Source organism: Actinoplanes awajinensis subsp. mycoplanecinus (assembly GCF_001509495.1).
Lineage (GTDB): Bacteria > Actinomycetota > Actinomycetes > Mycobacteriales > Micromonosporaceae > Actinoplanes > Actinoplanes palleronii.
Genome location: NZ_LLZH01000025.1, coordinates 24,354 through 49,869 on the forward strand (window position 1 = coordinate 24,354; position 25,516 = coordinate 49,869).

Genomic DNA, 25,516 nt, shown 5'->3' on the forward strand with positions numbered 1-25,516 from the left:
GTCGAGAACTCGTCGAGTCGGGTAAGCTCGCTGGGTTGCCTGGGCGAGTCTCGCTCCTGGGCGTCTTCTGTTCTTCGAATCAAACCCAGGAGTATCCCGTGGCTAGCGTGTGTGACGTCTGTGGCAAGGGACCGGGCTTCGGCCACAACGTGTCCTTCTCGCACCGGCGGACCAACCGCCGCTGGAACCCGAACATCCAGTCGGTGCGTACCCCGGCCGGTGGCGGGACCACCAAGAAGCTCAAGGTCTGCACCTCGTGCATCAAGGCCGGCAAGGTTGTCCGCGCCTGACCTGATCCAAGCGTGAAAGAGGCCGCCGAGTCACTGACCCGGCGGCCTTTTGCTGTCACAAAATCTTTTTCGCGTACGACAGCACGCCCTCGTGCCCCTGGTAATACCCGAAGTCCTCGATCCGCTCGTACCCCGCGGACAGGTAGAGGGCGATCGCCTCGGGCTGCTTGTCACCGGTCTCCAGGATCACCCGCGTGCACCCCGCGTCCCGGGCGGACTCCTCGATCACGGCCAGCATCCGCCGGGCCACACCGTGCCCGCGCGCCGCGGACAGCGTGAACATCCGCTTCAGCTCGGCGTCGGTCCCGTGCCGCCGCCAGCCCGCGCTGCCCACCAAAGGACCATCAGAGCCGTCGTCGCCGGTACGGACGGCCACGAAGAACGCGCCGTCCGGCGGGAGGAAGTCGGCGGCCGCGATCGGGGTGTCGTCGCCGGTGCCGCCGTACCGCTCGGAGAGGTCGCGCATGTTCTCCGCGACCAGCTCCACCACGGCCGGCTCGTCGTACCGTGCTTGTCTGATCTTGATCTGAACCACGCCGCCAGATTAATTCACCTTGAAGTGGTCCCAGCCCAGCGGCCCGCTCCACGGTTTGCGGTCGACCGTGACGCCGGAGCCGTCGTGCACCGAGCCGATCTCCCGCCAGTCGGCCGGCAGCCGGGTCCCGGCCGGGAACGTCGCGGCGAGCGGATGGTCGTCGCCGCCGGCCAGCACCCACTGGTACGGGTCGAGCCCGAGCGCGGTGGCGGTGTCGCGCATCTGGTCCGGCATGTCGAACGCCGCGGTCCGGATGTCGATCCCGACCAGGCTGGCGGTGGACAGGTGCCCGACGTCCTGCAGCAGCCCGTCCGACACGTCGATCATCGAGGTGGCGCCGAGCCGGGCCGCCTCCGGGCCGGCCGCGTACCGGATCTCCGGCCGCCGGTACGCCTCGACGAGCATCTTCGGCGTCCGGAAGCCCCGGGACAGGATGGTGTATCCGGCCGCGGCATAGCCGATCCGGCCGGACAGCGCGAGGATGTCGCCCGGCTGGGCGCCGTTGCGGCGCACCGGCTCCCGCCCGCCCAGGTCGCCCAGCGCGGTGACCGCGATGGTCAGGGTCGGGCTGGACGAGGTGTCCCCCCCGACCACGGCGGCGCCGCAGAGCGCGGCCTCGGCGGTCAGCCCGTCGGCCAGGCCCTCGGCCCACGCGCTGTCCAGGGTCGGCGGCACGCACAGGGCGACCAGCAGCGCGGTCGGGGTGGCGCCCATCGCCGCGATGTCGGCCAGGTTGGCGGCGGCGGCCCGGTGGCCGACGTCGATCGGTCCGCACCAATCACGGCGGAAATGGCGGCCCTCGACGAGCACGTCGGTGGAGGCCACCACCCGCCCGTCGGCGGCGCGGACCACGGCGGCGTCGTCGCCCGGTCCCAGGATGGTGGCCGTGCCGGAGTCGAGTCGGGATACGATTCGTCCGATCAGCCCGAATTCACCGGACTCTGCGATGCTCACGTCCACGTCCTTCGATGGTGGCGGCCCGCTGCCGGGTCGCTTCGTACGGTAGTTTCACGATCGGGGATCACCGACGCGGTGGCGGATAGGAGTCGGATCGTGGTCCAGGCATACATCCTCATTCAAACGGAGGTCGGGAAGGCCCGTGACGTGGCCGCCGCGATCGAGAAAATACCGGGGGTGGTCCGGGTCGACGCGGTGACAGGGCCGTACGACGTGGTGGTACTGACCGAGGCACACACCGTTGACGAACTGGGCAGCCTGATTGTGAGCAAGGTCCAATACGTACCGGGCATCACCAGGACGCTCACCTGCTCCGTGGTAAATCTCTGAGCATGGTCGACGTAGACACCCCGAAGGACGCCCCCGAGAAGGGGGCCACCGAGCCGGACAACACCACGCGGATCGCCGCGATCTGGGCAACCGTGGTGGCCGTGCCGGTGGTGATCATCGTGGGTCTCGTCGCGTTCCTGCAGATCGACAAGGCACGGCCGGCGGCCGACCCGGCGCCGGCCGCGAGCGGCCCGATCGTCGTGCCCGGCACGGCGGTCGAGGTCGCCGCGCCCAAGCTCTCCGCGCGCGCCGCCCAGGTCTGCCTCGCGGTGACCGCGCAGCTGCCGGCCCAGGTCCGGAACCTGCCGCCCCGCAAGGTCAGCGCCGGCCCGGAGCAGAACGCCGCGTACGGCGAACCGCCGATCACGGTCTCCTGCGGCGTACCGCAGCCGAAGATGTGCGAGACCGTCGACGACACGTCCGGCTCGTGCGTGCCGCTGGTCGCCGACCTGCTGCTGATGAACCGGGTCTGCTGGTACTACTCGGACGGCGCCGGCAAGAGCACCTTCACCACGATGGACCGCGAGATCCCGGTGCAGGTGATCGTGCCGGCGACCTACGACAAGCGGGCGCAGTGGGCCAACGAGTTCTCCGACACGGTCGTCGAGACCGACAAGTCGATCACCGAGGGCGTGCCGAGCGGATGTTTCCCCTGACCGCGGGCTAGTGCAGGCCGGTGCCACGCCGCTGCGCGGTACGGATCAGCCGGTCCACGACCTTCGGGTACTCCAGCCCGGTGGCCGCCCACATCTGCGGGAACATCGAGGTCGGCGTCATGCCCGGCATCGTGTTGATCTCGTTGAGGTAGATCTGGTGGTCGGCCGTGACGAAGAAGTCGACCCGGGCCAGACCGGCGCAGTCCAGCGCGGTGAAGGTGCGCAGCGCGAACTCCCGGACCTGCCGGGTGACCTCGTCCGGCAAGCCGGCCGGGATCGTGTACCGGCTGCCGACCAGGTACTTCGTCTCGAAGTCGTACCAGTCGGCGGCCTCGTCCACGTGGATCTCGGCGAGCAGTGACGCCTCGGGCGCGCCACCGGCCTCGCCCTCCAGCACGCCGCACTCGATCTCGCGGCCCACGATCGCGGCCTCGACGAGCACCTTCGGGTCGATCTCCCGTGCCGTGGCGATCGCGGCGTCCAGGTCGGCCCAGTCGCTGACCTTGGTGATCCCGTGCGACGAGCCGGCCCGCGACGGCTTCACGAAGACCGGCAGCCCGAGCCGCTCCTTGTCCTCGTCGGCGAGCGAGACACCGGCCCGGAGCACCGCGTACGGCCCGACCGGAATGCCCTCGGCCACCGCCAGCTTCTTGGTGAACTCCTTGTCCATGGCGGCCGCCGAGGCGAAGACGTTCGCGCCCACGTACGGGATACCGGCCATCTCCAGCATCCCCTGGATCGTGCCGTCCTCGCCGTACGCGCCGTGCAGCACCGGGAAGACCACGTCGACACCGGCCAGCTCGGAGACGCCCTCGGCCGGGTCGCGCACGATCAGCTCGGTCGTCGTCGGGTCGGCCGCGAGCACCACCGAGTTGCCGGACGCCGCGGTGATCTCGGGCAGCGTGGAACCGGCGATGGCGAACGACGACGGGTCCCCACCGGCGAGCACCCAGCGACCCTCCCGGGTGATTCCGACCGGGACCGCTTCGTACTGATCAGGGTCCAGCGCACCCAGGATGGCACCCGCGCTCACGCAGGAAATGGCGTGCTCAGTGCTGCGTCCGCCGAACACGATCGCCACACGGGTCTTCCGGGGGGTTGTCACTCTTCTCTGCGCCTCTCGCTAGCGGGTTAGCCGGGGGTGACCCTACTCTGCGTAGGCCAGATTCGGGATGCGGCGGCGCTGCCCTAGGCAGGGGGAGACGAACAGTAAATGGGACCAGCACTCCACGTGATCGCGGGCCCGGGACCGGGGCAATTGGCCACCATGGCACGGCCCCGTGACGAGCCGTGGTCATCGCAGGAACTGGGCGCGCTGGCCCGGGCCGGCGTCCACGTCCTGGTCTGCACCACCGCTCATCGGCCGCCGGACGCGGACAGCGCCGGCATCGAGCTGGTCGCCTACCCGGTTCCGGACACGTCGGCCCCGCGCAAGGAGGCCACCGAGATGGTCGCGCTGGCCACCCGGCTGGCGCGGGAGGTCCGTTCCGGTCGCTTCGTGGTCACCCAGTCCGCCGCCGATCTCGGCCGGACGACCCTGCTCGCGACGATGACCCTGGCGCTTCTCGGCATCCGTCCGGGCGAGGCCCTGCGCCGCATCGGCATCACCCCCGGCCAACCGGTCCCCCAGGATTGGCTGCACGACTTCGTCGCCGGATAGGCCCTTCGTCGCCGGCCAACCCTTCGTAGCCGGCCAACCCGAAGATCAACTTCAAGAACGTCATATACGCGCGTCCGCCGTGGTCCGGACCGTTTGCTCCCGCGCGGGCCGGGCCCGGCGATCAGGCCGCTGGCGCGTCCCGAACGATCGCCGGCCCCTTCACTGCCCGTGCGTGGTAGCGGTTTCACCCAAAGATCAAAACCCAGCTGGCGCTCGGGGGTGCCTCACGTCCCGTGAGACACCCCCGAGGCCCAGCCGCCAAACCGCGCCCACCCCGGACCCCAGCGCGCCGCCAGGTCTTCGGCTGGTGCTGAGGGTTGTCTCGCCGACAACCGGCGGCCGTCAGGCAGCGCGCATTGCGCCCGCCGGTGTCGAGGGTGCCGAAACGGCTAGGCGAAGCCGTGGTCGTTTTCGGTGCACTCGACACCGACTCTCAGGGGCGCAATGCCGCCGTGCCGGAGGCGCGGCCATCGGACACCGTCTGGGGCAGCACGCCGGCGTCCCAGAGCTCGTCGAGATGCGCCAGGAAGCCTGTCAGGCTGCGTTCCAGCTCGCGGCGCTCGTCGGTGGAGAGGGTGGCCAGCGGGTCGGAGATGACCAGGCCCTCCGGGTGCTTGGCCCGGGTGCCGACGAACTTGTCGCAGCCGGCGCACCACACGTAGCTGACCAGCGTCGGCCGGCGGGCGTTCGCCGGCGCCGTGAAGTAGGCCCGCAGGCGCCGCTCCCCGCAGGACGGGCAGTCCCGCTCCCCCGGCGCCGCGAAGAAGCTCTCGCCCTGGGTCAGCGCCGCCACCTGGTCACCGTCGAAACTGCTCCAGGCGGTCACCGCGACTTGTCCAGGGCCTGACTGACGTCGGCCACCAGGTCAGCGGTGTCCTCGATGCCGCAGGAGAACCGGACGAAGCCCGGCGCGGTGTCGTCACCGAACTGGGCCCGCCGGTCGGCGCTGGTGTGCACCCCGCCGAACGAGGTGGCCGCGAAGACCAGCGACGCGGCCTCCAGGAACCGGGCCACCCGCTCCGCGCTGCCCAGGTCGAACGCCACGATCCCGGGGATCCGGCGCATCTGCTTGCTGGCCACCGGATAGGACGGATCGGACGGCAGCCCCGGCCAGCGAACCCCGGTCACATCGGAGCGTCCGGCCAGCAGCTCGGCGATCGCGGCGGCGTTGGCGCTCTGCCGCGCCAGCCGCAGGTCCATGGTGGCGATCGACCGGTGCGCCAGCCAGCAGTCGAACGCGCCGGGCACCCCGCCGGTCAGCTTCCGCCAGTTCTCCACCTTGTCCAGCAGGGCGGTGTCGCGCGCCGCCACGTAGCCGAGCAGCAGGTCGGAGTGACCGGTCAGGGCCTTGGTCCCGGACGCCACGACCAGGTCCGCGCCGAGCGCGAGCGGGGTCTGCCCGAGCGGGGTGGCCGCGGTGTTGTCCACGGCGAGCAACGCCCCGGCGGCGTGCGCGGCGTCGGCCAGCGCCCGGATGTCGGCTACGTCCAGGCCCGGGTTGGCCGGGGTCTCCAGCAGCACCAGCCGCAGCCCGGTCAGATCCGGGTAGGGGCCGGCCGTCGGCACCAGCACACTCCCGACACCGAGATCGGCGAGCGCGCCACCGGCGAACGCTCGTACCGGAAAATAGCCGTCGCCCGGGAGCGCGACCCGATCGCCCGTCTTGACCAGCGACAACAGCATGGCGGTGATCGCCGCCTGACCGCTGGCGAAAGCCAGCGCCGGACCACCCTCCAGCTCGCCGATCGCGGCCTCGAGGGCCTCCCGGGTGGGGTGCTCGGTCCGGGCGTAACCGTTCTCGCCGGGTCCGGTGACCGGGTCCAGGTGGTACGGCGCGGCGAAGACCGGGCCGCGCAGGAACGGCTCGCCCACCACCGGCTCGGGCAGGCCGGCATGGACCGATCGGGTCCCGTCGGAGTAGCTCACTCGGGTTTCATCTCTCGTGTCATCAGCAGTTTGACCGCGACCCGCGGGTCGGCGCCCTCGTGGCAGACCTTCTCGACCTGCTCCACGATCGGCATCTCGACGCCGTGTGCGCGGGCCAGGTCCCGGATGGACAGGCAGCTCTTCACGCCCTCGGCGGTCTGCCGGGTGGCCACCTGCGCCTGTTCCAGGCTCTCGCCGCGGCCCAGGTGCTCACCGAACGTACGGTTCCGGGACAGCCGCGAGGAGCAGGATGCGACCAGGTCACCCAGACCGGCCAGCCCGGCGAAGGTGAGCGGGTCGGCGCCGAGCGCCACCCCGAGCCGGGACGTCTCGGCCAGACCGCGAGTGATCAGTGACGCCTTGGTGTTGTCACCGAGCCCGATCGCCGAGGCCATCCCGTAGGCCAGCGCGATCACGTTCTTCACCGCGCCGCCCAGCTCACAGCCGAGCACGTCGTCGCTGGTGTACGGCCGGAAGTACGGCGTGGCCAGGGCGTGCTGCACCTGCCGGGCGCGGTCCTCGTCGAGGCAGGCCACCACGGTCGCGGTGGGCTGCTCGGCGGCGATCTCGGGAGCCAGGTTCGGGCCGGAGACCACCACCACCCGGTCGGCCGCCACCCCGGCGGTGTCCACGATCACCTCGCTCATCCGCTTGAGCGTGCCCAGCTCGATGCCCTTCATCAGGGAGACGACCGTGGCGTCCTTCGGGAAGAACCCGGCCCAGTCGGCCAGGTTGGCGCGCAGCGTCTGCGACGGCACCGCGATCGCGATCAGCTCGGCGCCGTCCACCGCCTCGGCCAGGTCGGTGGTGGCGGTGATCCGCTTCGACAGCCGGATGCCGGGCAGCGAGCCCTCGTTGCCGTGCTGGTCGCGGATCTCCGCGGCCACCTGCTCGCGCCGGGCCCGCATGGTCACCTCCGAACCCGCGTCGCCGAGCACCTTGGCGAACGCCGTGCCCCAGGCACCGGATCCGATGACGGCCGCCTTCATGACGCGTCCTCCGCAGTCGTGGCCCGCCGAGCGGGCCGGTCGTAGAGCGCCGGCGGTTCGCCGTCGCGGATCGTGCCGAGCAGGTCCCGGATGTCCAGCATGATCTTCTCGGTCATCGCCTCGAGCACCGCGCGGGACGGTTCGGCGCCGGCCCACCGGCTCAGGTCGACCGGGTCGCCGGTGGTGACCGTGACGGCCGCCCGGGTGAACTTGAACTTGTTGGTCCGCGGGTCGAACACGTCCTGGGCGCCCCAGTTCGCGACCGGGACCACCGGGGCGCCGGTGAGCAGGGCCAGCCGGGCCGCGCCGGTCTTGCCGCGCATCGGCCACAGGTCGGGGTGCCGGGTGGTGGTGCCCTCCGGGTAGACCACCACGACGCCGCCCTCGCGCAACGCCTCGGCCAGTGCCTCCAGCGACTTCACCGCCTCAACACTGCCCCGCTCGACCGGGACCTGCCGGGTCTTGCGCAACAGTGGCCCGATGATCGGCACCCGCCAGAGGCTGGCCTTGCCGAGGAACCGGGGCCAGCGGCCGGCCTTGTAGACGTAGTGCGCCACGACCAGCGGGTCGAAATGCGAGACGTGGTTGGGGACCAGGATCACACCGCCGGGTGGGATCTTGTCCATGCCGTGCCAGCTGCGCTTGGACCAGAGGGTCATGGTCGGGACGACCAGCGCCACCGCGAAGCGCTGCCAGAATCCCAGCCTCTGCTGCGCCACGGTTTCCCCCGTCCCTCGTCGGCGACCACGTCGCCCGTCGTCTGCGACGAAATCATGCCCCCTCACCGCCCCGCGTACCAGGTAGGGGTGTTACCGGTTACCCCGCAAGCCGCCGCCGGCGGAGCGAGGCGGAGCCATGGATACGGCAGACTTGCCGGGTGGCAAGGAAGTGGATGGCCGTAATCCCGGTCAAAGGGCTCGATGCGGCCAAGAGCCGGCTGCGGGGCGCGGTGCCGGAGGACCGGCATCCCGATCTCGTGCTCGCCATGGTGCGCGACACGGCCGCGGCGGTGCTGGGCGCCGGCTCGGTGGCCGGCCTCATCGTGGTGACCGGCGATCCGGTGGTGGCCGCGGTCGTGCGGGAGCTGGGTGGCGAGGTCGCGCCGGATCCCGGCGCCGGGCTCAACGCTGCCCTGCGCTTCGGCGCCGACGAGGTGGCCGGCCGGGCCGCGCACCGCGTGGTGCTGACCGGCGACCTGCCGGCCCTGCGGCCCGGGCAGCTGGACGCCGCCCTCGGCGCGGCCCGGTCCCGCAGCTTCGTGCCGGACGCGGCCGGCACCGGCACCGTCCTGCTGGCCGTGCCGCCCGGTGAGCTGCTCGACCCGCGCTTCGGACCGGGTTCGGCGGCCGCGCACCGGGCCTCCGGCGCGACCGCGCTGCCCGGTGACTGGCCGGGCTTCCGGCAGGACGTGGACACCGCCGCGGACCTGGCGGCGGTGCTCGATCTGGGCGCCGGGGAGTGGACCCGGGCGCTGCTGGGTGATCTCGGACTCAGCCAGGCCTGCACACCGGCCGCATGCTCCGGGTAGCGTCAACCACATGCAGGGCACCATCGCCACCTTCGACGCCGGCACCCGCAGCGGCACCCTCCTCCTCGACGACGGCTCTGAGCTGGCCTTCGGGTCGGAGGCCTTCGGCCGCTCCGGACTCCGGCTGTTGCGACTCGGGCAGCGGGTCTCGATCGAGGCCGAACCGGGCGGGCAGGTACACCGGGTGTTAATTCCTGGAATCGTCTAAGTTGATCATTAGCTAGTTCGTTTCACGTTCCGCTCGAACCGGCAATGATGGACCCATGCAAACCCCGCCCCGGACCCCCGAGACCCGCCGGCGTGGCCCGAACGGCCGCTTTCTCCCCCCTGCCACGCCCGGCGAGGCCGTCGACGTAACCGAGCCGATCGCCGAACCAGTGGTGGAGGTCGAAGTGGAAAGCACCGAGGTGGTTGAGATCTCCGCAGATGTCGAGGACGAATCCGTCGTGGCCGAGGACGGCTACTACCTTCCGGATGATCGTTTCCTGAACCGGGAGATGTCCTGGCTCGATTTCAACGCGCGGGTGCTGGCACTCGCCGAGGATCCGGGCACCCCGCTGCTGGAACGCGCAAAATTCCTGGCGATCTTCGCCAGCAATCTCGACGAGTTCTACATGGTCCGGGTCGCCGGGCTGAAACGACGGCTGAGCGCCGGTCTTCCGGTCCGTGGCGGTGACCGCTCCCCGCTGCGCCACCAGATCGAGATGATCACCGCGCGCACCGCCGATCTGGTCACCCGGCACGCCGCCTGTTTCGCCGACGAGGTCCGGCCGAAACTCGCCGCCGAGGGCATCGAGCTGGTCGGCTGGAAGGAGCTGGACGCGCCGGAGCAGAGCCGGCTGCGCGCCTTCTTCCGGGAGAAGGTGTTCCCGGTGCTGACCCCGCTCGCGGTGGACCCGGCGCACCCGTTCCCCTACATCTCGAGCCGGTCGCTGAACCTGGCCGTGGCGCTGCGCTACCCGGACGGCGACAACCCGGAGCTGTTCGCGCGGATCAAGGTGCCGAACAACGTGCCCCGCTTCGTGACCGTGCAGAACGACAGTCGCGGGGTGCGCTTCCTGCCGATCGAGGACCTGATCGCGAACCACCTGGACCAGCTCTTCCCGGGGATGCAGATCCTCGAGGTGCACGCGTTCCGGGTGACCCGCAACGCCGAGCTCGAGGTCGACGAGGACCGCGACGAGGACCTGCTGCAGGCCCTCGAGCGGGAGCTGGCGCAGCGCCGGTTCGGTCCGCCGGTCCGGCTCGAGGTCGCCGCCTCGATCAGCGACCACGTGCTCGACCTGCTGGTCCGCGAGCTCGACATGGACAGTCACGACGTGCTGCGGGTGCCCGGCCTGCTCGACCTGTCCGCGCTGTGGCAGGTCTTCGGCGAGTGCGACCGCGACGATCTGAAGGACCGCCCTTTCGTACCGGCGACCCATCCGCAGCTGGCGGACGGGGAGGTGCCGCGCAGCGTCTTCAACCGGCTGCGCGAGTCGGACATCCTGGTGCACCACCCGTACCACTCGTTCTCGACGAGTGTGCAGCGGTTCATCGAGCAGGCGGCCGCCGACCCGAACGTGCTGGCCATCAAGCAGACGCTGTACCGCACGTCGGGTGACTCGCCGATCGTCGACGCCCTCGTCGACGCGGCCGCCGCCGGCAAGCAGGTGGTGGTGCTGGTCGAGGTGAAGGCCCGGTTCGACGAGGTCGCCAACATCGCCTGGGCACGCACCCTGGAGCGGGCCGGCTGCCACGTGGTCTACGGCCTGGTCGGGCTCAAGACGCACTGCAAGACCTCGCTGGTGGTCCGGCAGGAGGGCAACCAGCTGCGGCGGTACTGCCACATCGGCACCGGCAACTACCACCCGAAGACCGCCCGGCTCTACGAGGACTTCGGCATGCTGACCGCCGATCCCGAGGTCGGCGCGGACGTCACCGACCTGTTCAACGTGCTCACCGGGTACAGCCGGCAGACCACGTACCGGCGGCTGCTGGTGGCGCCGCACGGCGTGCGCCGGGGCCTGCTGGAGCGACTGGAGCAGCAGGCCGAGATCGCCCGGGCGGGCGGCCAGGGCCTGGTCCAGTTCAAGGTGAACTCGCTCGTCGACGAGGAGACCGCGGACGCGTTGTACCGCGCCTCGCAGGACGGCGTGAAGATCGACCTGATCATCCGCGGGATGTGCGCGCTGCGCCCGGGTGTGCCCGGCCTGTCGGAGAACATCCGGGTCCGCTCGATCGTCGGCCGGTTCCTGGAGCACTCCCGGGTCTTCCGGTTCGGTGCCGGCGACGACGCGGAATACTGGATGGGCTCGGCCGACCTGATGCACCGCAACCTGGACCGCCGGGTCGAGGCGCTGGTCCGGGTCACCCTGCCGTCGGCCCGCGCCGAGATGCGCAACGTCCTGGAGCTGTCCATGGCGGAGGGCACCGAGGGCTGGGACCTGGACGCCGACGGCATCTGGCACCGCAACAACGGCACCCCCGGCAAGCCGCAGGTCCATCTGCAGGCGGCTCTGCTCAAGCGGGTCATCAAGGGGAGCTGATGCTCGAACCGGAACGCGCCGCGGGTGGGGTCCTCTACCGCCCGGGCGCGAACGGCGTGCGCGAGATCTGCCTCGTGCACCGCCCGCGCTACGACGACTGGAGTCTGCCCAAGGGCACCTTCAAACCCGACGAGCCGGCTCTGGCCGCCGCGATCCGGGAGGTGGCCGAGGAGACCGGTTCGCCGGGCCTGCCGGAGTTCGGGCTGCCCGAGGTGGCGTACCGGCTGCCGGACGGGCGGCCGAAGACCGTGCGGTTCTGGCTGATGCGTGCCGGCGGCGACGGCCCGGTGCAGGACACCGCCGAGGTGGACGCGACCGCCTGGCTGCCGCTGCCGGAGGCCGCCGAACGGCTCACCTATCCGGACGAGCGCACGCTGCTCGCCCTGGTGGCCGGTCTGCCGCCGATCACGTCGGTGACCGCGTTCGTCCGGCACGCGCACGCCGGCGAGCGCAAGACCTGGTCCGGGCCGGACGCGCTGCGCCCGGTCAGCGCGAAGGGCCGCCGGCAGTCCGAACAGGTCGCCGAGCGGCTCGCCACGTTCCGGCCGCAGCGGCTGGTCGCGGCCACCCCGCTGCGCTGCTCGCAGACCCTGCAGCCGCTGGCCGCCGCGACCCGGCTGCCGATCGTGGTGGACAACGCGTTCGCCGAGCCGGAGGACGCGGCCGGGCTGCCCGCCCGGCTGGCCGCCGCCCGGAACCGGCTGGCCGAGCTGCGCTCCACCGAGCGTGTGGTGGTGTGCAGCCAGGGCAAGGTGATGCCGCCGCTGCTGGCCTTGCTGAACGCGGACGACGACGCCGAGCCGTACACCACCCGTAAGGGCGACGGCTGGCTGCTCACCTGGTCCGGCGAGCGCCTGCTGGGGATGTCGCCCTGGTGACCGGGCGGGCCGGCGCGTGGTCGGCCCGCCAGTACCCGACCAGGTCGCCGCTGAGCCAGCGGGCCCGCCACAGCTCGTCCCGGCGCGGCTCCCAGTCCCGATAGGGCAGCAGGGCGAACCGCCAGCTCAGCACGCCGGCCAGATACCAGCCGTAGAGCGGGACGGCGCCGGCCAGGCCGTCCCGGGCGCGGTGTGAGGTCCGCGGGGCGACGGCGGCCACCACCAGGCCGGACCAGCCACAGGTGAGCAGCCAGTCCAGCGCCGGCCAGCCGGTCGCCTGCTCGGCCAGGTCGCCGAGCGTCCAGCCCGGCACGACCGCCACCGCGAACAGGCCGGCGGCGATGCTCGCGCGGGCGACCAGGCCCCGCGGTCTGCGTTCCATGCCCGCACGGTAGGCCCGGTAGGCGTTTCGCTCCCGGGGAACGAAAAGGCGTCCACCCGTACGATGGACGCCTTTTCTCCGGAGAACCTGGTGCTCAGCGGGCCTTGCGGGTCGAAGCGGCCTTGGCCGTCGCGGCGCCCTTGGCCCGGGCCGGAGCCGCCGCCGGTGTCGCGGTCTTGCGGGTGGTGGTCTTCTTCGCCGGAGCAGCGGTCTTGGTCGCCGCGGCCTTGGTGGCCGTGCTCTTGGCCGCCGTGGTCTTCGCCGGTGCCGTCTTCGCCGCCGTGGTCTTCTTCGCCGCGGCCGGCGCGCTCTTCTTCGACGCCGGAGCCGTGGCCTTGGTCGCCGTCGCCTTGGTGGCGGTAGCGGTCTTGGTGGCCTTGGCCGGCGTCGCCTTGCTGGCGGAGGTCGCGGTCTTCTTCGCCGCGGTGGTCTTCGCCGGTGCCGTCTTGGCCGCCGCGGTCTTGGTGGCCGCGGTCTTCTTGGCCGCCGTGGCGGACGTCGTTTTCGCCGGTGCGGTCGCCGTGGTCTTCTTCGCCGCCGGTGTGGCGGCCGCCTTCTTGACCGTGGCCGCCTTGGCCACCTTTGCCGGCTTGCCCGCGGCGACGAGTTCGCGGAAGGTGTTGCCGGGCCGGAATGCGGCGACCGACGTCTTCTTCACCTTCACGGCCTCGCCGGTGCGCGGATTCCGCGCCGTCCGCGCATTGCGAGTCCGCTTCTCCCACGATCCGAAGCCGGTGAGGGAGACCTTGTCTCCCTTGGCGACCGCGTTCTGCACCTCACTGATGAACGCGTCCAGCGCAATCGTCGCCGTCTTCTTGTCGCCCAGCTTGACGGCGAGCGCCTCAATGAGTTCGGCCTTGTTCACGGTTTCCTCCCGGACGTGAGAACTGGCCCACGCAGGCCATTCTGCGCGCACGGTATGCCCTGTGACCTGGTTACACAAACATTCGCGGCAAAAATCCGTTGTGTCCCAACGAAATTCGCCCCCACCAGTTACCCGGCGGGGGCGAAATCAACGTCGCGGACTAAAGGACGACGACCGGCTTGAAAGCCGGGCGGTCCTTCTCGTACGCGCTAATCGCGTCCTCGTGGCGCAACGTGAGTCCGATGTCGTCGAGCCCCTCCAACAGGCGCCAGCGACTGAAATCGTCGATCGCGAACGGGTACGCGGCGTCGTCCACGCGCACCACCCGCTCGGCCAGGTCGACGGTGATCAGCTTTTCCGGCTCGCTCTCGGCCAGGTCCCACAGGCTCTCCACGACCTTCTGGTCGAGCTGGACCGGCAGCAGGCCCTCCTTGAGCGCGTTGCCCCGGAAGATGTCACCGAACCGGGCCGCGATCACCGCCTTGAAACCCCAGTCGCGCAGCGCCCAGACGGCGTGCTGCCGGGACGAGCCGGTGCCGAAGTTCGGCCCGGCCACCAGGATCGTGGCGCCCGCGTGGGCCGGGTTGTGCAGCACGAAGCCCGGGTCCTCGCGCCACGCGCTGAACAGGCCGTCCTCGAAGCCGGTACGGGTGACCCGCTTCAGGTAGACCGCCGGGATGATCTGGTCGGTGTCCACGTCGGAACGGCGCAGCGGCATGACCTTGCCGCTGTGGGTGACGAACTTGTCCATGTCTGATCCCCTAACTCAGAGGTCGGCGGGGGCGGCCAGCTTGCCGACCACGGCGGTGGCGGCGGCGACCTGCGGCGAGACCAGGTGGGTACGCCCACCCTTGCCCTGCCGGCCCTCGAAGTTGCGGTTGGAGGTGGACGCTGCGCGCTGCCCGGGGCTCAGCGTGTCCGGGTTCATGCCGAGGCACATCGAACAACCGGCGAACCGCCACTCGGCGCCGGCCTCCGTGAAGATCTTGTCCAGGCCCTCGGCCTCGGCCTGCTCGCGCACCACGTAGGAGCCGGGGACGATCATCATCCGGACGTTGTCGGCGACCTTGTGGCCACGGATCACGTCGGCGGCGGCCCGCAGGTCCTCGAGCCGGCCGTTGGTGCACGAGCCGACGAACACCACGTCCACCGGGACGTCCCGGAACGGCGTGCCCGGGGTGAGATCCATGTACGCCAGCGCGCGCTCGGCGGCGCCACGCTCCTGCTCGTCCACGAAGTCGTCCGGGCTCGGCACGACGCCGTCCAGCGCGGCGCCCTGACCCGGGTTGGTGCCCCAGGTGATGAACGGGCTGATCGCCGACGCGTCCAGGATGATCTCGGTGTCGTACTCGGCGCCCTCATCGGTGGCGAGGGTGTTCCAGTACGCCAGCGCGGTGTCCCACTGCGCGCCCTGCGGGGCGTGCGCGCGGCCCTTGAGGTACGCGTACGTGGTCTCGTCCGGCGCGATCATGCCGGCCTTGGCGCCCCACTCGATCGACATGTTGCAGATCGTCATCCGGCCCTCCATGGAGAGCTCCCGGATCGCGGACCCGCGGTACTCCACGATGTGGCCGTTGCCGCCGCCGGTGCCGGTCTGCGTGATCAGGGCGAGGATCAGGTCCTTCGCGCTCACGCCCGGACGCAGCTCGCCGACGACCGTGACGGCCATCGTCTTCGGCTTCGACTGCGGCAGCGTCTGCGTGGCGAGCACGTGCTCGACCTCACTGGTGCCGATGCCGAAGGCCAGCGCGCCGAACGCGCCGTGCGTCGCGGTGTGCGAGTCACCGCAGACGATCGTGGTGCCCGGCTGGGTGAGGCCCAGCTGCGGGCCGATCACGTGCACGATGCCCTGGTTCACGTCACCGAGCGGGCGGATCTCGACGCCGAACTCGGCGCAGTTCTTCCGCAGCGTCTCGATCTGGGTGCGCGAGACGGTGTCGGTGATGGTCAGCAGGTCGCCACGGCGGGTGTTGAAGGCCGGATCCGCATACCCGGTCGGGGTGTTGTGGTCCTCCGTCGCGAGCGTGAGGTCGGTCCGGCGGACCGGGCGGCCGGCCATCCGGAGACCGTCGAACGCCTGCGGGCTGGTGACCTCGTGCAGCAGGTGCAGGTCGATGTAGAGCAGGTCGGGCTCGCCGTCGGCCGTGCGCACCACGTGGTCATCCCAGACCTTCTCGGCCAGGGTCCTGGGTTTCCCGCCCTGGGGAGTGACTCCCACCATCTGGACATCCTAAATTCTGGAATGTATGTTTCGGCTTGTGGGACACAGTATGAGCGGTGTAGGCGTTCTCGACAAGGCGGTTGTCATCCTCGCCGCATGTGTTGACGGCGCCAGTCTGGCCGAATTGGTAGAGCGCACGAAGCTTCCGCGGGCAACAGCACATCGCCTGGCCCAGGCCTTGGAGATCCATCGGATGCTGGTCCGGGACACCCAGGGAAGGTGGCGTCCCGGGCCTCGTCTGGGCGAGCTGGCGAACGCGGCGCCGGACGTTCTGCTGACCGCCGCGGAGCCCCTGCTTTCCGCATTGCGGGACGCGACCGGAGAGAGCGCGCAGCTTTACTTGCGTCGGGCCGATGAACGGATCTGCGTCGCCGCGGCCGAGCGCGCCAGTGGTCTGCGGGACACCGTGCCGGTCGGTTCGGTGCTGCCGATGGTCGCCGGGTCCGCCGCGCAGATCCTGCTCGCCTGGGAGCCGCCGGAGGCCGTGATGCCGCTGCTGCCGCGTTGCAAGTTCACCGGCCGCACGCTGGCCGAGGTGCGCCGGCGCGGCTGGGCGCAGAGCGTGGCCGAGCGCGAGCCCGGTGTGGCGAGCGTCTCGGCGCCGATCCGGGACCGGACCGGACGCGTGATCGCGTCGATTTCGATAAGCGGTCCGATCGAACGACTCGGCCGCCGTCCCGGTGAGCGTCACGCGATGGCCGTCGTCCGCGCCGGTCAGCGCCTGTCCGGCCTGTAGCAGAACCCTCCCCCGCCTTCCCCGCCCGGTCCGGCCCACCCGCCGACCGGGCGGTTCCACGCCCAGCCCGTGTGAAGTTTCGGCGCGCTCCGCACCCCAACTTCACACACACGGGGCTGACCCGCTGCGTGGGGACTTTCGGCGCGCTCCGCACCCCAACTTCACACGCACACAGGGCGGACCCGCTGCGTGGGGACTTACGGCGCGCACCGCACCCCAACTTCACACGCACACAGGGCTGACCCGCTGCGTGGGGACTTTCGGCGCGCACCGCACCCCAACTTCACACGCACACGGGGTTGGCGCGGTGCGTGGGGACTTTCGGTGCGGTTCGCGCGCTCACGGGGTCCAGATGGCGTTGTCGTGGGCGAAGAGGACCTGGCGGGGGTCCAGGGCCAGCAACCGGTCCAGCCAGGCCGGCGTGAGGCCGACCCCGGCCCGGCGGCCCAGGACGTCACTCGTGAACGCGGTCGCGTGGTCGTGGCTCTGACCGGCGACGATCACCGTGCCGTCGCCGGTGGTGACCACCACCGACTGGTGACCGGGCGTGTGGCCGGGAGTCGGCACGATCAGCACCCCGGGGCAGATCTCCGCGTCGCCGTCCAGCTCCTGCAGCACCGCGCCGGGATGGTCGACCAGGCCGGGCAGGTACTGCTCCGAGCTCCGGGCCACCGCCAGCTCGGCGCGCTGGGCGAAGACCGGCACCCCCGGCAGCTCGGCGTTGCCACCGCAGTGGTCGAAGTGCAGGTGGCAGTTCACCACGTACGAAATCTCGTCGGTCCTGGTCCCCGCGGCCGTGAGGGCCGCCTGCAGTGGGACCCGCCGCGGCCGGTAGTGGGCGTCGACGCCGGGGTCGTGTCCCATTCCGGTGTCGACGAGGATCCGGCCGCCGGGATGGTCGATCAGATAGCCGAGCGCCGGCTCGACGCGGGGCGCTCCGGCACCGGTCTCCTCGGCCGGCCGCACGAAGTACCCGTAGTCGACGCGCCGGACAGTGATGTCGGTCATCGTCGCAGTATCCGCACGCCGGCTCAGCCCGGCGGCGAAAATCTGCGGGCAGCAGAAACGACGCCGGCCCGCACCGTGATCGGTGCGGGCCGGTGTTTCTCGGTAGTCCCAGCGGGATTCGAACCCGCGCTACCGCCGTGAGAGGGCGGCGTCCTAGGCCACTAGACGATGGGACCTCATGTCACCGCGATCTTGCTCGGCGACGGATGAACTCTATCAGCCGCCCGGCGGATTCCTCGAATCGGCTGCGCGGCACGGGCAGTCCGTGATCCACCCCACCCGGATCGGGACCCACCACGCAAAACGGCCCACATCCAGAGATGCGGGCCGTTTCAAGAGCGTAGTCCCAGCGGGATTCGAACCCGCGCTACCGCCGTGAGAGGGCGGCGTCCTAGGCCACTAGACGATGGGACCAGAACTGCTGTCACGCTAAACTTCACGTTCCAGCGAAACCAACCCGAGGATTGGTAACGCTGGGGTACCAGGACTCGAACCTAGACTAACTGGACCAGAACCAGTTGGGCTGCCAATTACCCCATACCCCATTCGGCCCTGTTTGCCGGGCCGTGGAGAACTTTACCTGAGCCCTCCCGTCCCACCAAATCGGGTTACCCAAACTCGTCTGCGTGACTCCGCGACAACTCCGGGTAACCCGATGTCAGCGCCTGCGAGACCCGCTCAGTCCAGGGCCACCACGGTGTTGCGCAGCTCCCCGATGCCCTGCACGCTCACCGACACGGTGTCGCCGGGGACGATCTGGCTCACCCCGGCCGGCGTGCCGGTCAGGATCACGTCGCCGGGCAGCAGGGTCATCACGTGCGAGACGTACGAAACCAGGGTCGGGATGTCGAACACCATGTCCTTGGTCCGGCCGATCTGCCGCACCTCCATGTTGTTCGGGTCGCGGCCGACCTCGCAGCGCACCTCCAGGTCGCTGACGTCCAGCTCGGTCTCGATCCACGGGCCGAGCGGGCAGAACGAGTCGAACCCCTTGGCCCGGGTCCACTGCGGGTCCTTGCGCTGCAGGTCGCGCGCGGTGACGTCGTTGGCGACGGTGTAGCCGAAGATCGCCTTCTCGGCGCCGGCCCGGTCCACCCGGCGGGCGCCGGTGGCGCCGATCACGACGGCGAGCTCGGCCTCCTCCTCGACCTGGGTGGTGACCGAGGGAATCCGGATCGCGTCGTTCGGGCCGATCACCGAGGTGGAGGGCTTGATGAAGATCAGCGGCTCCTTGGGCACCTCGTTGCCCATCTCGGCGGCGTGCTCGGCGTAGTTGCGGCCGACCCCGATCACCTTGCTGGAGAAGATCGGCGCGAGCAGGCGGACGTCCGGCAGCGCCCACCGCTGACCGGTGGGCACCACCTTCTCGAACGGCAGGCTGCTGATCTCGGCCACCGTGAGGCCGGAGGCGCCGTCACCCTCGACGACGCCGAACGACACCCCAGCGGCATGAACAAAACGGGCGAAACGCACGGGTAACCCCAACTTCCACAAGGACGGATTCCCCTGGAATCTACGCCGGGCGGGACTCCGCGCCGAGTCGCGGGAACGGCTCCAGGGCGAACACCACCTCGACCGGCACCTCGAAGTACGCGCAGATCCGCAACGCGAGGTGCAGGCTGGGACTGAACTCACTGCGTTCCAGATAGCCGACTGTCTGATAGTGCACACCGAGCGCGTCGGCCAGCTGGCGCCGGGAGATGCCCCGCTCGGCGCGCAGCATGGCGATCCGGTTGTACGTGATCTCACTCGCCATGACCGGCTCAGCGCCCGATCCGGGACAGGGCCCGCTCGCGCCGGGCGGCCACCGCCGAGCCGGACTCGCGGGCGGCCATCCGGCGCAGCAGCATCGGCGCCAGCAGCAGCCCGACGATCGCCCAGGCGGTCAGCACCCCGAACGTCTCCAGGTGCCGCCAGGAGTGCGTGATCTCCACCGCTGCCAGGGAATCGGGCAGGAAGACCGAACGCATGCCCAACCCTAGCCAGTACATCGGGAAGGCCTGCGCCAGGCCCTGCAGCCAGCCGGGGAAGCCGGTGATCGGGTAGAAGATGCCGGAGGCCGCGATCAGCCCGAAGATCGGCAGGTTCACCAGGGCGACGTTCCGCGGGTCGTCGAAGATCGAGCCGATCGCCGCACCGAGCGGCAGGGTCGCCGCGAAGCCGACCGGCACCAGCCAGAGCAGGGTGAGCCAGCCGGTCAGACCGACGTGCAGCCCGCTCACCAGGAACAGGCCGGGGACCAACTGGAGCAGGAACACGACCAGCGACATCCCGCCGACCAGCACCACCTTGCCGATCAGATAGCTGCTCATCCCGCGCGGCAGGGCCTTGGCGCGCAGCAGCGTGCCGTCCTCCCGATCCATGATCAGCAGCTGGGCCGTGGTCATCAGGCCGCCCAGCGCGAAGTTCATCCCGAAGACGCTGGGCAGCGTCCGGGCGCCGAGCGAGAACGACGTGCCGGGCACCTGCGCGTCCCGCATGAAGAAGATCGTGCCGAGCAGCAGCAGCGCGGGGAACAGATAGGACCACAGGTCCATCGGCGTGGTGACGGTGTGCCGCAGCTCGATCCAGCCGCGGCGCAGGCCCGCCGTGATCGGGGTCATCGGTCCCGCTCCGAGTCCTGGACCAGCTTCATGTAGGTGTCCTCCAGACTGGACCGGCGCACCTCGAGGTCGCCGATCGCCGCACCGTGCTGCCGGAAGAGGTCGTGCACATACGCCGTGGCGTCCGCGGTGGAGTGCACGAACCGCTGCCCGTCCCGGGTCCAGCGGATCTCGGTCTCGCCGGCCACCCGCCGGGACAGCTCGTCGGCCGAGCCGCTCGCGATGATCTGCCCGCCGGACAGGATCAGGATCCGGTCGGCGAGCTTCTCCGCCTCGTCCAGGTCGTGGGTGGTGAGCAGCACCGTGGTGTCGGCCAGGTCGGTCAGCTCGTGGATCAGGTCGTGGAACTCACGCCGGGCGGCCGGGTCGAACCCGACCGTCGGCTCGTCCAGGAACAGCAGCTCGGGGCGGCCGACGATGCCGATCGCCACGTCCAGCCGGCGGCGCTGGCCGCCGGAGAGCCGGTTCACCCGGGTCTTGCCGGCGGCGGTCAGGCCGACCGCCTCGAGCAGGTCGTCGACCGGCCAGGGCCGGGGCGTCCGCTCGGTGCCGAACGCCGCGTAGTGCAACCCGATGTGCTCCAGCAGCTCACGGACCCGCCACTTGCCGTGGTCGCGCCAGGACTGCAGGACCACGCCGAGCCGGGCCCGCCACCGCTCGTCGCCGTGCTCCGGGTCGACGCCGAGGACCCGGACGTGGCCGGCCGACCGGCGCCGGAAGCCCTCCAGGATCTCGATCGTGGTGGTCTTGCCCGCACCGTTCGGCCCGAGCAGCGCGATCACCTCGCCGGGACGCGCGGTGAACCCGATGCCGCCGAGAACCTCTTTCGGCCCGTAACTCATCCGCAGGTCGCGGACCTCGAGGACCGGATCGCCGACCGGAAGCTCCTGGCCCGCGCTCGTCAGTGCGGTCTCCGTCATGTCCATCAAGCTATCAAAGTCGTAGTAGATGTACTACATTGCTGAGCATGCCTTCTGTAGTCGCCCTGTCTCTGGGACTCGGTCCCCGGTGGGGCTTCGCACTGCCCGGCGCGCCCGGGTTCGGCTGGCCGGTGCGACCCCGGCCCGCTGCGGCAAATCCTGCTATATCCGAAGAAAAACGAAACATCGCCGCGGCCGTATCCCAAGAACCTGCCGTGGCGGACCTCATTCGCGCCTAACGGTGATCGTGTTGATCGCTTCGGCTAGATACATTGGTGCCATGGGGATCAAGCAGGTGAGGGCACTCACCACCACGCTGCCCTCGGTCACCTGGATTTCCCTGGCCCGGGCGCACGCCGAGCGCGCCGATCAGATGACCGCGGACCACCGCGCCCGCCGGGCGGCCGGCGAGAAACATCCGATCGAAGATTTTCTGTACGACTACTACAGCACCCGGCCCTCGATGCTGCGGCGATGGCACCCGGGCGTCGGCGCCGGCCTGGCCTCGGCGCCCGACGGCCTGGCCGAGCACGCCGGGTGGAAGTTCTACGCCACCCACGAGGACGGCATCGTCGCGCTCGACGAGGACGCCCTGATGCAGGCCCGCGGCGAGAGCGTGCGGTACATCCACGGCCTGCTCACCGCGACCGCGTCCCGCCCGGTCTTCTCCGGCTGCTTCGGCCTGCACGAGTGGGCCATGGTCTACCGCGACCCGGAGCACCGGCACGCGCTGCCGCTGCGCCTGGGCCAGTCCGAGACCGACAAGGTGGTCGAGGGGCACACCATCCGCTGCACGCATTTCGACGCGTTCCGCTTCTTCACCCCGGAGGCGGTCGGCCTCAACCGTCTCCAGCCGACCCGCGCCACCCAGGTCGACCTGGACCAGCCGGGCTGCCTGCACGCCGCGATGGACGTGCACAAGTGGGCGCAGAAGCTCGGCCCGGCCGTCCCCGGCGCGCTGGCCCTGGACTGTTTCGCCCTGGCCGGCGAGATCCGCCTGCTGGACATGCAGGCCAGCCCGTACGATCTGGCCTCCTACGGCCACCCGCCGGTGAAGATCGAGACACCGGAGGGCAAGGCGGAGTACGTCGCCCGCCAGCGGGAACTGGCCCGCCGCGCGGCCGGCCTGCGCAGCCGCCTGATCCGGGTCTGCGACGCCCTGCTCGGCCCGGAGGACGCCGCCCGCAACCGCGAAGCCGTCGCACCGCACAACCACCGCTGACCGGCGCAACGCAGCGGCTGGCCCTCAGGGGTGCCTCGCGGCACCGGAAGCACACCTGAGAACCAGCCGGAGAGGGTGACCGGGCCGCGGTCAGTCGCCGGGGTCGACCCGGCGGTTGTTCTTGGTCTGGGCGCGGCGCTTCTTGGCGCCGATGCGCCGCTCCACCGAGCCCTTCGTCGGGCGGGTCGCCCGGCGGGCCCGCGGCGGCGCGGCGACCGCCGAGGCGATCAGGGCGCCCAGCCGGGCCGCCGCCGCCTCACGGTTGCGCAGCTGGGAGCGGTGCTCCGAGGCGGTCACGGTGAGGACGCCGGAGAGCAGGCGGGCACCGAGGCGCTCGACCGCACGGTCCTTCAGGGACGCGGGCAGCAGGTCGGAGCCGAGCATGTCCCAGGACAGCTCGACGCGGGAATCGGTCGTGTTGACGCCCTGACCACCGGGACCGCTGGAACGGGAGAATCGCCAGGAGAGCTCCGCCGCGGGGATGGTCAGGCGGTCGTTCACCCGTACGTCCTCAAGCACGTCGACCAGCATCCCACCCGGAACCGGCGGACCGCCATGGGGTTATCGATCGAACGGACCCGCGCAGCGGGGCCGAAATGAAAAGCGGACAGGGCATAGTGGGTGGGGTGACGTCCCCAACCGCACCGGTCGCCACGACCGGGTATCCGTGGCCCATCGAAACCACGCGGCTGGCGAACGGCCTGCGTGTCGTCGTCAGCGAGGACCGGACCGCTCCGGTCGTCTGCGTCAATCTCTGGTACGACGTCGGCTCCCGCCACGAACCGCCCGGTCAGACCGGTTTCGCGCACCTCTTCGAGCACCTGATGTTCGAGGGCTCGCAGCACGTCAAGAAGACCGAGCACATGAAACTGGTGCAGGGCAACGGCGGCTCGCTGAACGCCACCACCAACCCGGACCGGACGAACTACTTCGAGAGCATGCCGTCCGAGCACCTGGAGCTGGCGCTCTGGCTGGAAGCCGACCGGATGGGCGGGCTGGTCCCGGCGCTCACCCAGGAGACCCTGGACAACCAGCGCGAGGTGGTGAAGAACGAGCGCCGCCAGCGGTACGACAACGTGCCGTACGGGGATGCCTGGCTGCGCCTGCTCCCGCTGCTCTACCCGGAGGGCCACCCCTACCACCACTCCACGATCGGGTCGATGGAAGACCTGAACGGGGCGGCGCTGGACACCTTCAAGGCCTTCCACCAGCAGTACTACGCGCCGAACAACTGTGTGCTCACGGTGGCCGGGGACGCGTCGCCGGCCGAGGTGTTCGCGCTGGCCGAGAAGTACTTCGGCGTGATCGACCCGGTGGCGGACATCCCGCCGGCGCCGGCCGGGCACCTCGCCGGGCCGGCCACCAGCGCGGTCCGCGAGACGGTCACCGCCGCCGTGCCGGCACCGCGGCTCTACCTGTCCCACCGGACGTTCCCGTTCGGCACGGCCGGGTACGACGCGATCACCGTGCTCGCCACCGTGCTGGGCAGCGGCCGGGGCAGCCGGCTCTACCAGCGGCTGGCCGACGGCAAGCGGATCGCCCAGCCGGACTACATCGGGTCGTACGGTGTCGATCTGGCACACGCGCCGGCCCCGCTGATCATCACGGCGACCGCGAAGGACGGCGTGCCGGTGGAGCAGCTGGAGCAGGGGCTGGTCGAGGTGGTGCAGAGCCTGGTCGACGAGCCGGTCACCGACGACGAGCTGAACCGGGCCAAGGCGCTGCTGACCACCAGCTGGTGGCGGCAGGTGTCCACGGTCGGCGGGCGGGCCGACACGCTGGGGCGCTACACCACCCAGTTCGGTGACCCGGCCACCGCCGGGTACCGCCTTCCGGCGTGGCAGGCGGTCACCGCCGACGACGTCACCGAGGCGGCCACCCGCACGCTGCAGCCCGACTCCCGCGTCACCCTGACCTACCTGCCCGAGGAGGAGAAGGCATGAGCCTCGTCACCAGCCGTCCCGAGCCGGGCACCGCCCGGCCGTACGCCTTCCCCGCGGTCCGCCGGGTCACCGCGCACGGCGGCACCGTGATCGCCGCACACCTGCCGGGCCAGGTGCTGGCCACCGCGGTGCTGCTGCTGGACGCGAGCGCGGCCCGGGAGTCGCAGGGCCGTGAGGGCACCGCCACGGTGCTGGCCAAGTCCCTGGAGGAGGGGACGAAGCAGCGGGACTCGGCGGCGTACGCGCTGGCGCTCGAGGGTCTCGGCGCCGAGCTGGTCCCGTCGGTGGACTGGGACGCGTTCCGGATCGGTGTCTCCGCGCCGGCCCCGCAACTGGCCGACGCGGTGCGGCTGGCCGCCGAGGCGGCACGCACCCCGAAGCTGGACGCGGCGGACGTCGCCCGGGTCCGCGACGACGAGGTGACCGCGCTGCGGATGGACTGGGCGCAGCCCGGCCCGCGGGCCGACGCCGCGCTGCGCGCCGACCTGTTCGCCGCGGACGGCCGGTACAGCCGGCCGCTGCACGGCGACCCGGCCTCGGTGGCCGCGGTGACCGTCGACGACGTGCTCGCGTTCCACCAGGAGTGGATGCTCCGGCCCGGCGTGCTGCTGGTCGCCGGTGACCTGGACGGGCTGGACCTGGCCGTGCTGGCCGAGGCCGCGTTCGCCGGCACCACCGGGCAGGGGCTGGCCGCCGACGGGCCGCTCGGGCTGGCCGTGCCGGCACAACCGCACGTGATCCTGGTGGACCGGCCCGGTTCGGTGCAGTCCACACTGCGGATCGGGCATCGGGCGCCGGAGCGGGCCACCGCCGACTACGTGCCGATGACGCTGGCCGCGACGGTGCTCGGCGGGGCGTTCACGTCCCGGCTGAACCACCTGATCCGCGAGGTGAAGGGCTATACGTACGGGATCCGGGGGTCGTACGCGATGACCCGCCGGGCCGGGCGCTTCGAGGTGGCCGCCGGGGTGCAGACCGCGGTGACCGGGCCGGCGATCCGGGACACGCTCGGGGAGATCCGGCGTACCCAGCAGGAGGGTGTCACCGAGGCGGAGCTGGCGGTGGCGCGGTCGTGGCGGGCCGGTCAGCTGTCGGTGGAGATGCAGACGCCGGGCGCGATCGCCGGGGCGCTGGCCACCCTGGTGGTGCACGGCCTGCCCGACGACTACTACGAGTCGCTGCGCCGGGAGTATCTCGAGGCCACCGTCGAGCAGGTCTCCGCGGCCGCCGAACGGCACCTCGCCGTCGACGGCCTGACCCTGGTCGTCGAGGGCGACGGCGACGCCGTCCGCAAGGAACTGGCCGAGTTCGGCGAGGTCTCCGAACCGACCGTCTAACC

29 protein-coding genes and 3 tRNA genes are annotated in these 25,516 nt (G+C 71.0%); 12 read left to right on the forward strand and 20 right to left on the reverse strand.

All coding sequences use genetic code 11. The features are described 5' to 3' along the window. Positions 1 to 98: 98 nt before the first annotated feature. A complete protein-coding gene (gene rpmB / locus ADL15_RS06185) occupies positions 99 to 290 on the forward strand; it encodes a 50S ribosomal protein L28 (protein WP_067685640.1) in 192 nt (63 codons plus the stop codon). A gap of 55 nt (positions 291 to 345) precedes the next feature. Here rpmB and ADL15_RS06190 read toward each other — a convergent pair whose 3' ends face one another. Both ADL15_RS06190 and ADL15_RS06195 read right to left on the reverse strand, forming a co-directional pair. Continuing rightward, positions 346 to 825, reverse strand: coding sequence for a GNAT family N-acetyltransferase (locus ADL15_RS06190; RefSeq protein WP_067685641.1), 480 nt, complete (start codon positions 823 to 825; stop codon positions 346 to 348). Positions 826 to 834: 9 nt separating this feature from the next. Further along, positions 835 to 1,779, reverse strand: coding sequence for a thiamine-phosphate kinase (locus tag ADL15_RS06195; RefSeq protein WP_067685917.1), 945 nt, complete (start codon positions 1,777 to 1,779; stop codon positions 835 to 837). A 99-nt stretch (positions 1,780 to 1,878) separates the two neighbouring features. Here ADL15_RS06195 and ADL15_RS06200 point away from each other — a divergent pair, with 99 nt between their 5' ends. Further along, positions 1,879 to 2,112, forward strand: a complete 234-nt coding sequence (locus ADL15_RS06200; RefSeq protein WP_067685920.1) for an Lrp/AsnC family transcriptional regulator — start codon at positions 1,879 to 1,881, stop codon at positions 2,110 to 2,112. Positions 2,113 to 2,114: 2 nt separating this feature from the next. After that, positions 2,115 to 2,768: a DUF3515 family protein gene (locus ADL15_RS06205; RefSeq protein WP_067685642.1), complete on the forward strand. Its 654-nt coding sequence runs from the start codon at positions 2,115 to 2,117 to the stop codon at positions 2,766 to 2,768. A gap of 7 nt (positions 2,769 to 2,775) precedes the next feature. Here the strand turns inward: ADL15_RS06205 and ADL15_RS06210 are convergent, their stop codons facing one another. Further along, positions 2,776 to 3,873, reverse strand: coding sequence for a D-alanine--D-alanine ligase family protein (locus ADL15_RS06210; protein WP_067685643.1), 1,098 nt, complete (start codon positions 3,871 to 3,873; stop codon positions 2,776 to 2,778). A gap of 162 nt (positions 3,874 to 4,035) precedes the next feature. Here ADL15_RS06210 and ADL15_RS06215 point away from each other — a divergent pair, with 162 nt between their 5' ends. After that, positions 4,036 to 4,428: a hypothetical protein gene (locus tag ADL15_RS06215; protein ID WP_232343930.1), complete on the forward strand. Its 393-nt coding sequence runs from the start codon at positions 4,036 to 4,038 to the stop codon at positions 4,426 to 4,428. A gap of 433 nt (positions 4,429 to 4,861) precedes the next feature. Here ADL15_RS06215 and ADL15_RS06220 read toward each other — a convergent pair whose 3' ends face one another. The 4 genes from ADL15_RS06220 to ADL15_RS06235 are packed head-to-tail and all read right to left on the reverse strand — an operon-like array spanning position 4,862 to position 8,062. After that, on the reverse strand, positions 4,862 to 5,254 hold the full coding sequence (locus tag ADL15_RS06220; RefSeq protein WP_067685645.1) for a hypothetical protein: 393 nt from the start codon (positions 5,252 to 5,254) through the stop codon (positions 4,862 to 4,864). Then, positions 5,251 to 6,354 (reverse strand): cystathionine gamma-lyase, encoded by a 1,104-nt coding sequence (locus ADL15_RS06225; protein WP_067685646.1) that lies wholly within the window; start codon positions 6,352 to 6,354, stop codon positions 5,251 to 5,253. The genes ADL15_RS06220 and ADL15_RS06225 overlap by 4 nt, the downstream gene beginning before the upstream one ends. After that, positions 6,351 to 7,343 (reverse strand): NAD(P)H-dependent glycerol-3-phosphate dehydrogenase, encoded by a 993-nt coding sequence (locus ADL15_RS06230; protein ID WP_067685647.1) that lies wholly within the window; start codon positions 7,341 to 7,343, stop codon positions 6,351 to 6,353. Before ADL15_RS06230 ends, ADL15_RS06225 begins: the two co-directional genes overlap by 4 nt. Further along, positions 7,340 to 8,062, reverse strand: coding sequence for a lysophospholipid acyltransferase family protein (locus ADL15_RS06235; RefSeq protein WP_067685648.1), 723 nt, complete (start codon positions 8,060 to 8,062; stop codon positions 7,340 to 7,342). The genes ADL15_RS06230 and ADL15_RS06235 overlap by 4 nt, the downstream gene beginning before the upstream one ends. A 173-nt stretch (positions 8,063 to 8,235) precedes the next feature. Here ADL15_RS06235 and cofC point away from each other — a divergent pair, with 173 nt between their 5' ends. Genes cofC through ADL15_RS06255 form a run of 4 tightly spaced genes read left to right on the forward strand, consistent with a single transcriptional unit; the run spans position 8,236 to position 12,277 of the window. Then, complete coding sequence (gene cofC, locus ADL15_RS06240; protein ID WP_083970954.1) at positions 8,236 to 8,871, forward strand: 2-phospho-L-lactate guanylyltransferase; 636 nt, start codon at positions 8,236 to 8,238, stop codon at positions 8,869 to 8,871. Positions 8,872 to 8,881: 10 nt separating this feature from the next. Then, the gene (locus tag ADL15_RS06245) at positions 8,882 to 9,079 is read left to right on the forward strand and encodes a cold-shock protein (RefSeq protein ID WP_067685650.1); all 198 of its coding nucleotides are present in this window, start codon (positions 8,882 to 8,884) and stop codon (positions 9,077 to 9,079) included. Between the two features lie 55 nt (positions 9,080 to 9,134). Then, positions 9,135 to 11,399, forward strand: coding sequence for an RNA degradosome polyphosphate kinase (locus ADL15_RS06250; RefSeq protein ID WP_067685651.1), 2,265 nt, complete (start codon positions 9,135 to 9,137; stop codon positions 11,397 to 11,399). Further along, positions 11,399 to 12,277: an NUDIX hydrolase gene (locus ADL15_RS06255; RefSeq protein ID WP_067685652.1), complete on the forward strand. Its 879-nt coding sequence runs from the start codon at positions 11,399 to 11,401 to the stop codon at positions 12,275 to 12,277. Before ADL15_RS06250 ends, ADL15_RS06255 begins: the two co-directional genes overlap by 1 nt. Here the strand turns inward: ADL15_RS06255 and ADL15_RS06260 are convergent. The 4 genes from ADL15_RS06260 to leuC form a co-directional block, all read right to left on the reverse strand. Continuing rightward, positions 12,234 to 12,659 carry a hypothetical protein gene (locus ADL15_RS06260; protein WP_067685653.1) on the reverse strand — a complete coding sequence of 142 codons (426 nt, stop codon included), beginning with the start codon at positions 12,657 to 12,659 and terminating at the stop codon, positions 12,234 to 12,236. The two genes, ADL15_RS06255 and ADL15_RS06260, sit on opposite strands and share 44 nt — an antisense overlap. 94 nt (positions 12,660 to 12,753) lie before the next feature. Then, positions 12,754 to 13,524 (reverse strand): HU family DNA-binding protein, encoded by a 771-nt coding sequence (locus ADL15_RS06265; RefSeq protein WP_067685654.1) that lies wholly within the window; start codon positions 13,522 to 13,524, stop codon positions 12,754 to 12,756. Between the two features lie 160 nt (positions 13,525 to 13,684). Next, positions 13,685 to 14,275 (reverse strand): 3-isopropylmalate dehydratase small subunit, encoded by a 591-nt coding sequence (leuD, locus tag ADL15_RS06270; protein WP_067685655.1) that lies wholly within the window; start codon positions 14,273 to 14,275, stop codon positions 13,685 to 13,687. Between the two features lie 15 nt (positions 14,276 to 14,290). Beyond that, positions 14,291 to 15,745: a 3-isopropylmalate dehydratase large subunit gene (leuC, locus tag ADL15_RS06275; RefSeq protein ID WP_067685656.1), complete on the reverse strand. Its 1,455-nt coding sequence runs from the start codon at positions 15,743 to 15,745 to the stop codon at positions 14,291 to 14,293. 49 nt (positions 15,746 to 15,794) lie between these two features. Between leuC and ADL15_RS06280 the strand changes: the two genes are divergently transcribed. Next, positions 15,795 to 16,481 carry an IclR family transcriptional regulator gene (locus ADL15_RS06280; RefSeq protein ID WP_014447202.1) on the forward strand — a complete coding sequence of 229 codons (687 nt, stop codon included), beginning with the start codon at positions 15,795 to 15,797 and terminating at the stop codon, positions 16,479 to 16,481. A 339-nt stretch (positions 16,482 to 16,820) separates the two neighbouring features. Here the strand turns inward: ADL15_RS06280 and ADL15_RS06285 are convergent, their stop codons facing one another. The 8 genes from ADL15_RS06285 to ADL15_RS06320 all read right to left on the reverse strand — a co-directional run bounded on the left by ADL15_RS06285 (position 16,821) and on the right by ADL15_RS06320 (position 21,012). Then, a complete protein-coding gene (locus tag ADL15_RS06285; protein WP_067685657.1) occupies positions 16,821 to 17,489 on the reverse strand; it encodes an N-acyl homoserine lactonase family protein in 669 nt (222 codons plus the stop codon). A 103-nt stretch (positions 17,490 to 17,592) separates the two neighbouring features. Continuing rightward, positions 17,593 to 17,665 (reverse strand) — tRNA-Glu (locus ADL15_RS06290). Positions 17,666 to 17,830: 165 nt separating this feature from the next. Beyond that, positions 17,831 to 17,903, reverse strand: a tRNA-Glu gene (locus tag ADL15_RS06295). Between the two features lie 59 nt (positions 17,904 to 17,962). Beyond that, a tRNA-Gln gene (locus ADL15_RS06300) sits at positions 17,963 to 18,034 on the reverse strand. A 133-nt stretch (positions 18,035 to 18,167) separates the two neighbouring features. Continuing rightward, the gene (locus ADL15_RS06305) at positions 18,168 to 18,962 is read right to left on the reverse strand and encodes a fumarylacetoacetate hydrolase family protein (RefSeq protein WP_083970956.1); all 795 of its coding nucleotides are present in this window, start codon (positions 18,960 to 18,962) and stop codon (positions 18,168 to 18,170) included. Positions 18,963 to 19,002: 40 nt separating this feature from the next. Continuing rightward, positions 19,003 to 19,245 carry a helix-turn-helix transcriptional regulator gene (locus ADL15_RS06310; protein WP_067685659.1) on the reverse strand — a complete coding sequence of 81 codons (243 nt, stop codon included), beginning with the start codon at positions 19,243 to 19,245 and terminating at the stop codon, positions 19,003 to 19,005. 7 nt (positions 19,246 to 19,252) lie between these two features. Beyond that, entirely contained in the window at positions 19,253 to 20,092 is an 840-nt protein-coding gene (locus ADL15_RS06315) for an ABC transporter permease (protein WP_067685660.1), read from the reverse strand. Further along, on the reverse strand, positions 20,089 to 21,012 hold the full coding sequence (locus ADL15_RS06320; RefSeq protein WP_373873081.1) for an ABC transporter ATP-binding protein: 924 nt from the start codon (positions 21,010 to 21,012) through the stop codon (positions 20,089 to 20,091). Before ADL15_RS06320 ends, ADL15_RS06315 begins: the two co-directional genes overlap by 4 nt. 280 nt (positions 21,013 to 21,292) lie before the next feature. Between ADL15_RS06320 and ADL15_RS06325 the strand changes: the two genes are divergently transcribed. After that, positions 21,293 to 22,234 carry a 3-methyladenine DNA glycosylase gene (locus tag ADL15_RS06325; RefSeq protein WP_067685661.1) on the forward strand — a complete coding sequence of 314 codons (942 nt, stop codon included), beginning with the start codon at positions 21,293 to 21,295 and terminating at the stop codon, positions 22,232 to 22,234. Between the two features lie 90 nt (positions 22,235 to 22,324). Here ADL15_RS06325 and arfB read toward each other — a convergent pair whose 3' ends face one another. After that, a complete protein-coding gene (gene arfB / locus ADL15_RS06330; RefSeq protein WP_067685662.1) occupies positions 22,325 to 22,765 on the reverse strand; it encodes an alternative ribosome rescue aminoacyl-tRNA hydrolase ArfB in 441 nt (146 codons plus the stop codon). Positions 22,766 to 22,830: 65 nt separating this feature from the next. Here arfB and ADL15_RS06335 point away from each other — a divergent pair, with 65 nt between their 5' ends. After that, positions 22,831 to 24,177 carry a M16 family metallopeptidase gene (locus ADL15_RS06335; RefSeq protein WP_067685663.1) on the forward strand — a complete coding sequence of 449 codons (1,347 nt, stop codon included), beginning with the start codon at positions 22,831 to 22,833 and terminating at the stop codon, positions 24,175 to 24,177. Beyond that, entirely contained in the window at positions 24,174 to 25,514 is a 1,341-nt protein-coding gene (locus ADL15_RS06340; RefSeq protein WP_067685664.1) for a M16 family metallopeptidase, read from the forward strand. The genes ADL15_RS06335 and ADL15_RS06340 overlap by 4 nt, the downstream gene beginning before the upstream one ends. Positions 25,515 to 25,516 lie beyond the last annotated feature (2 nt).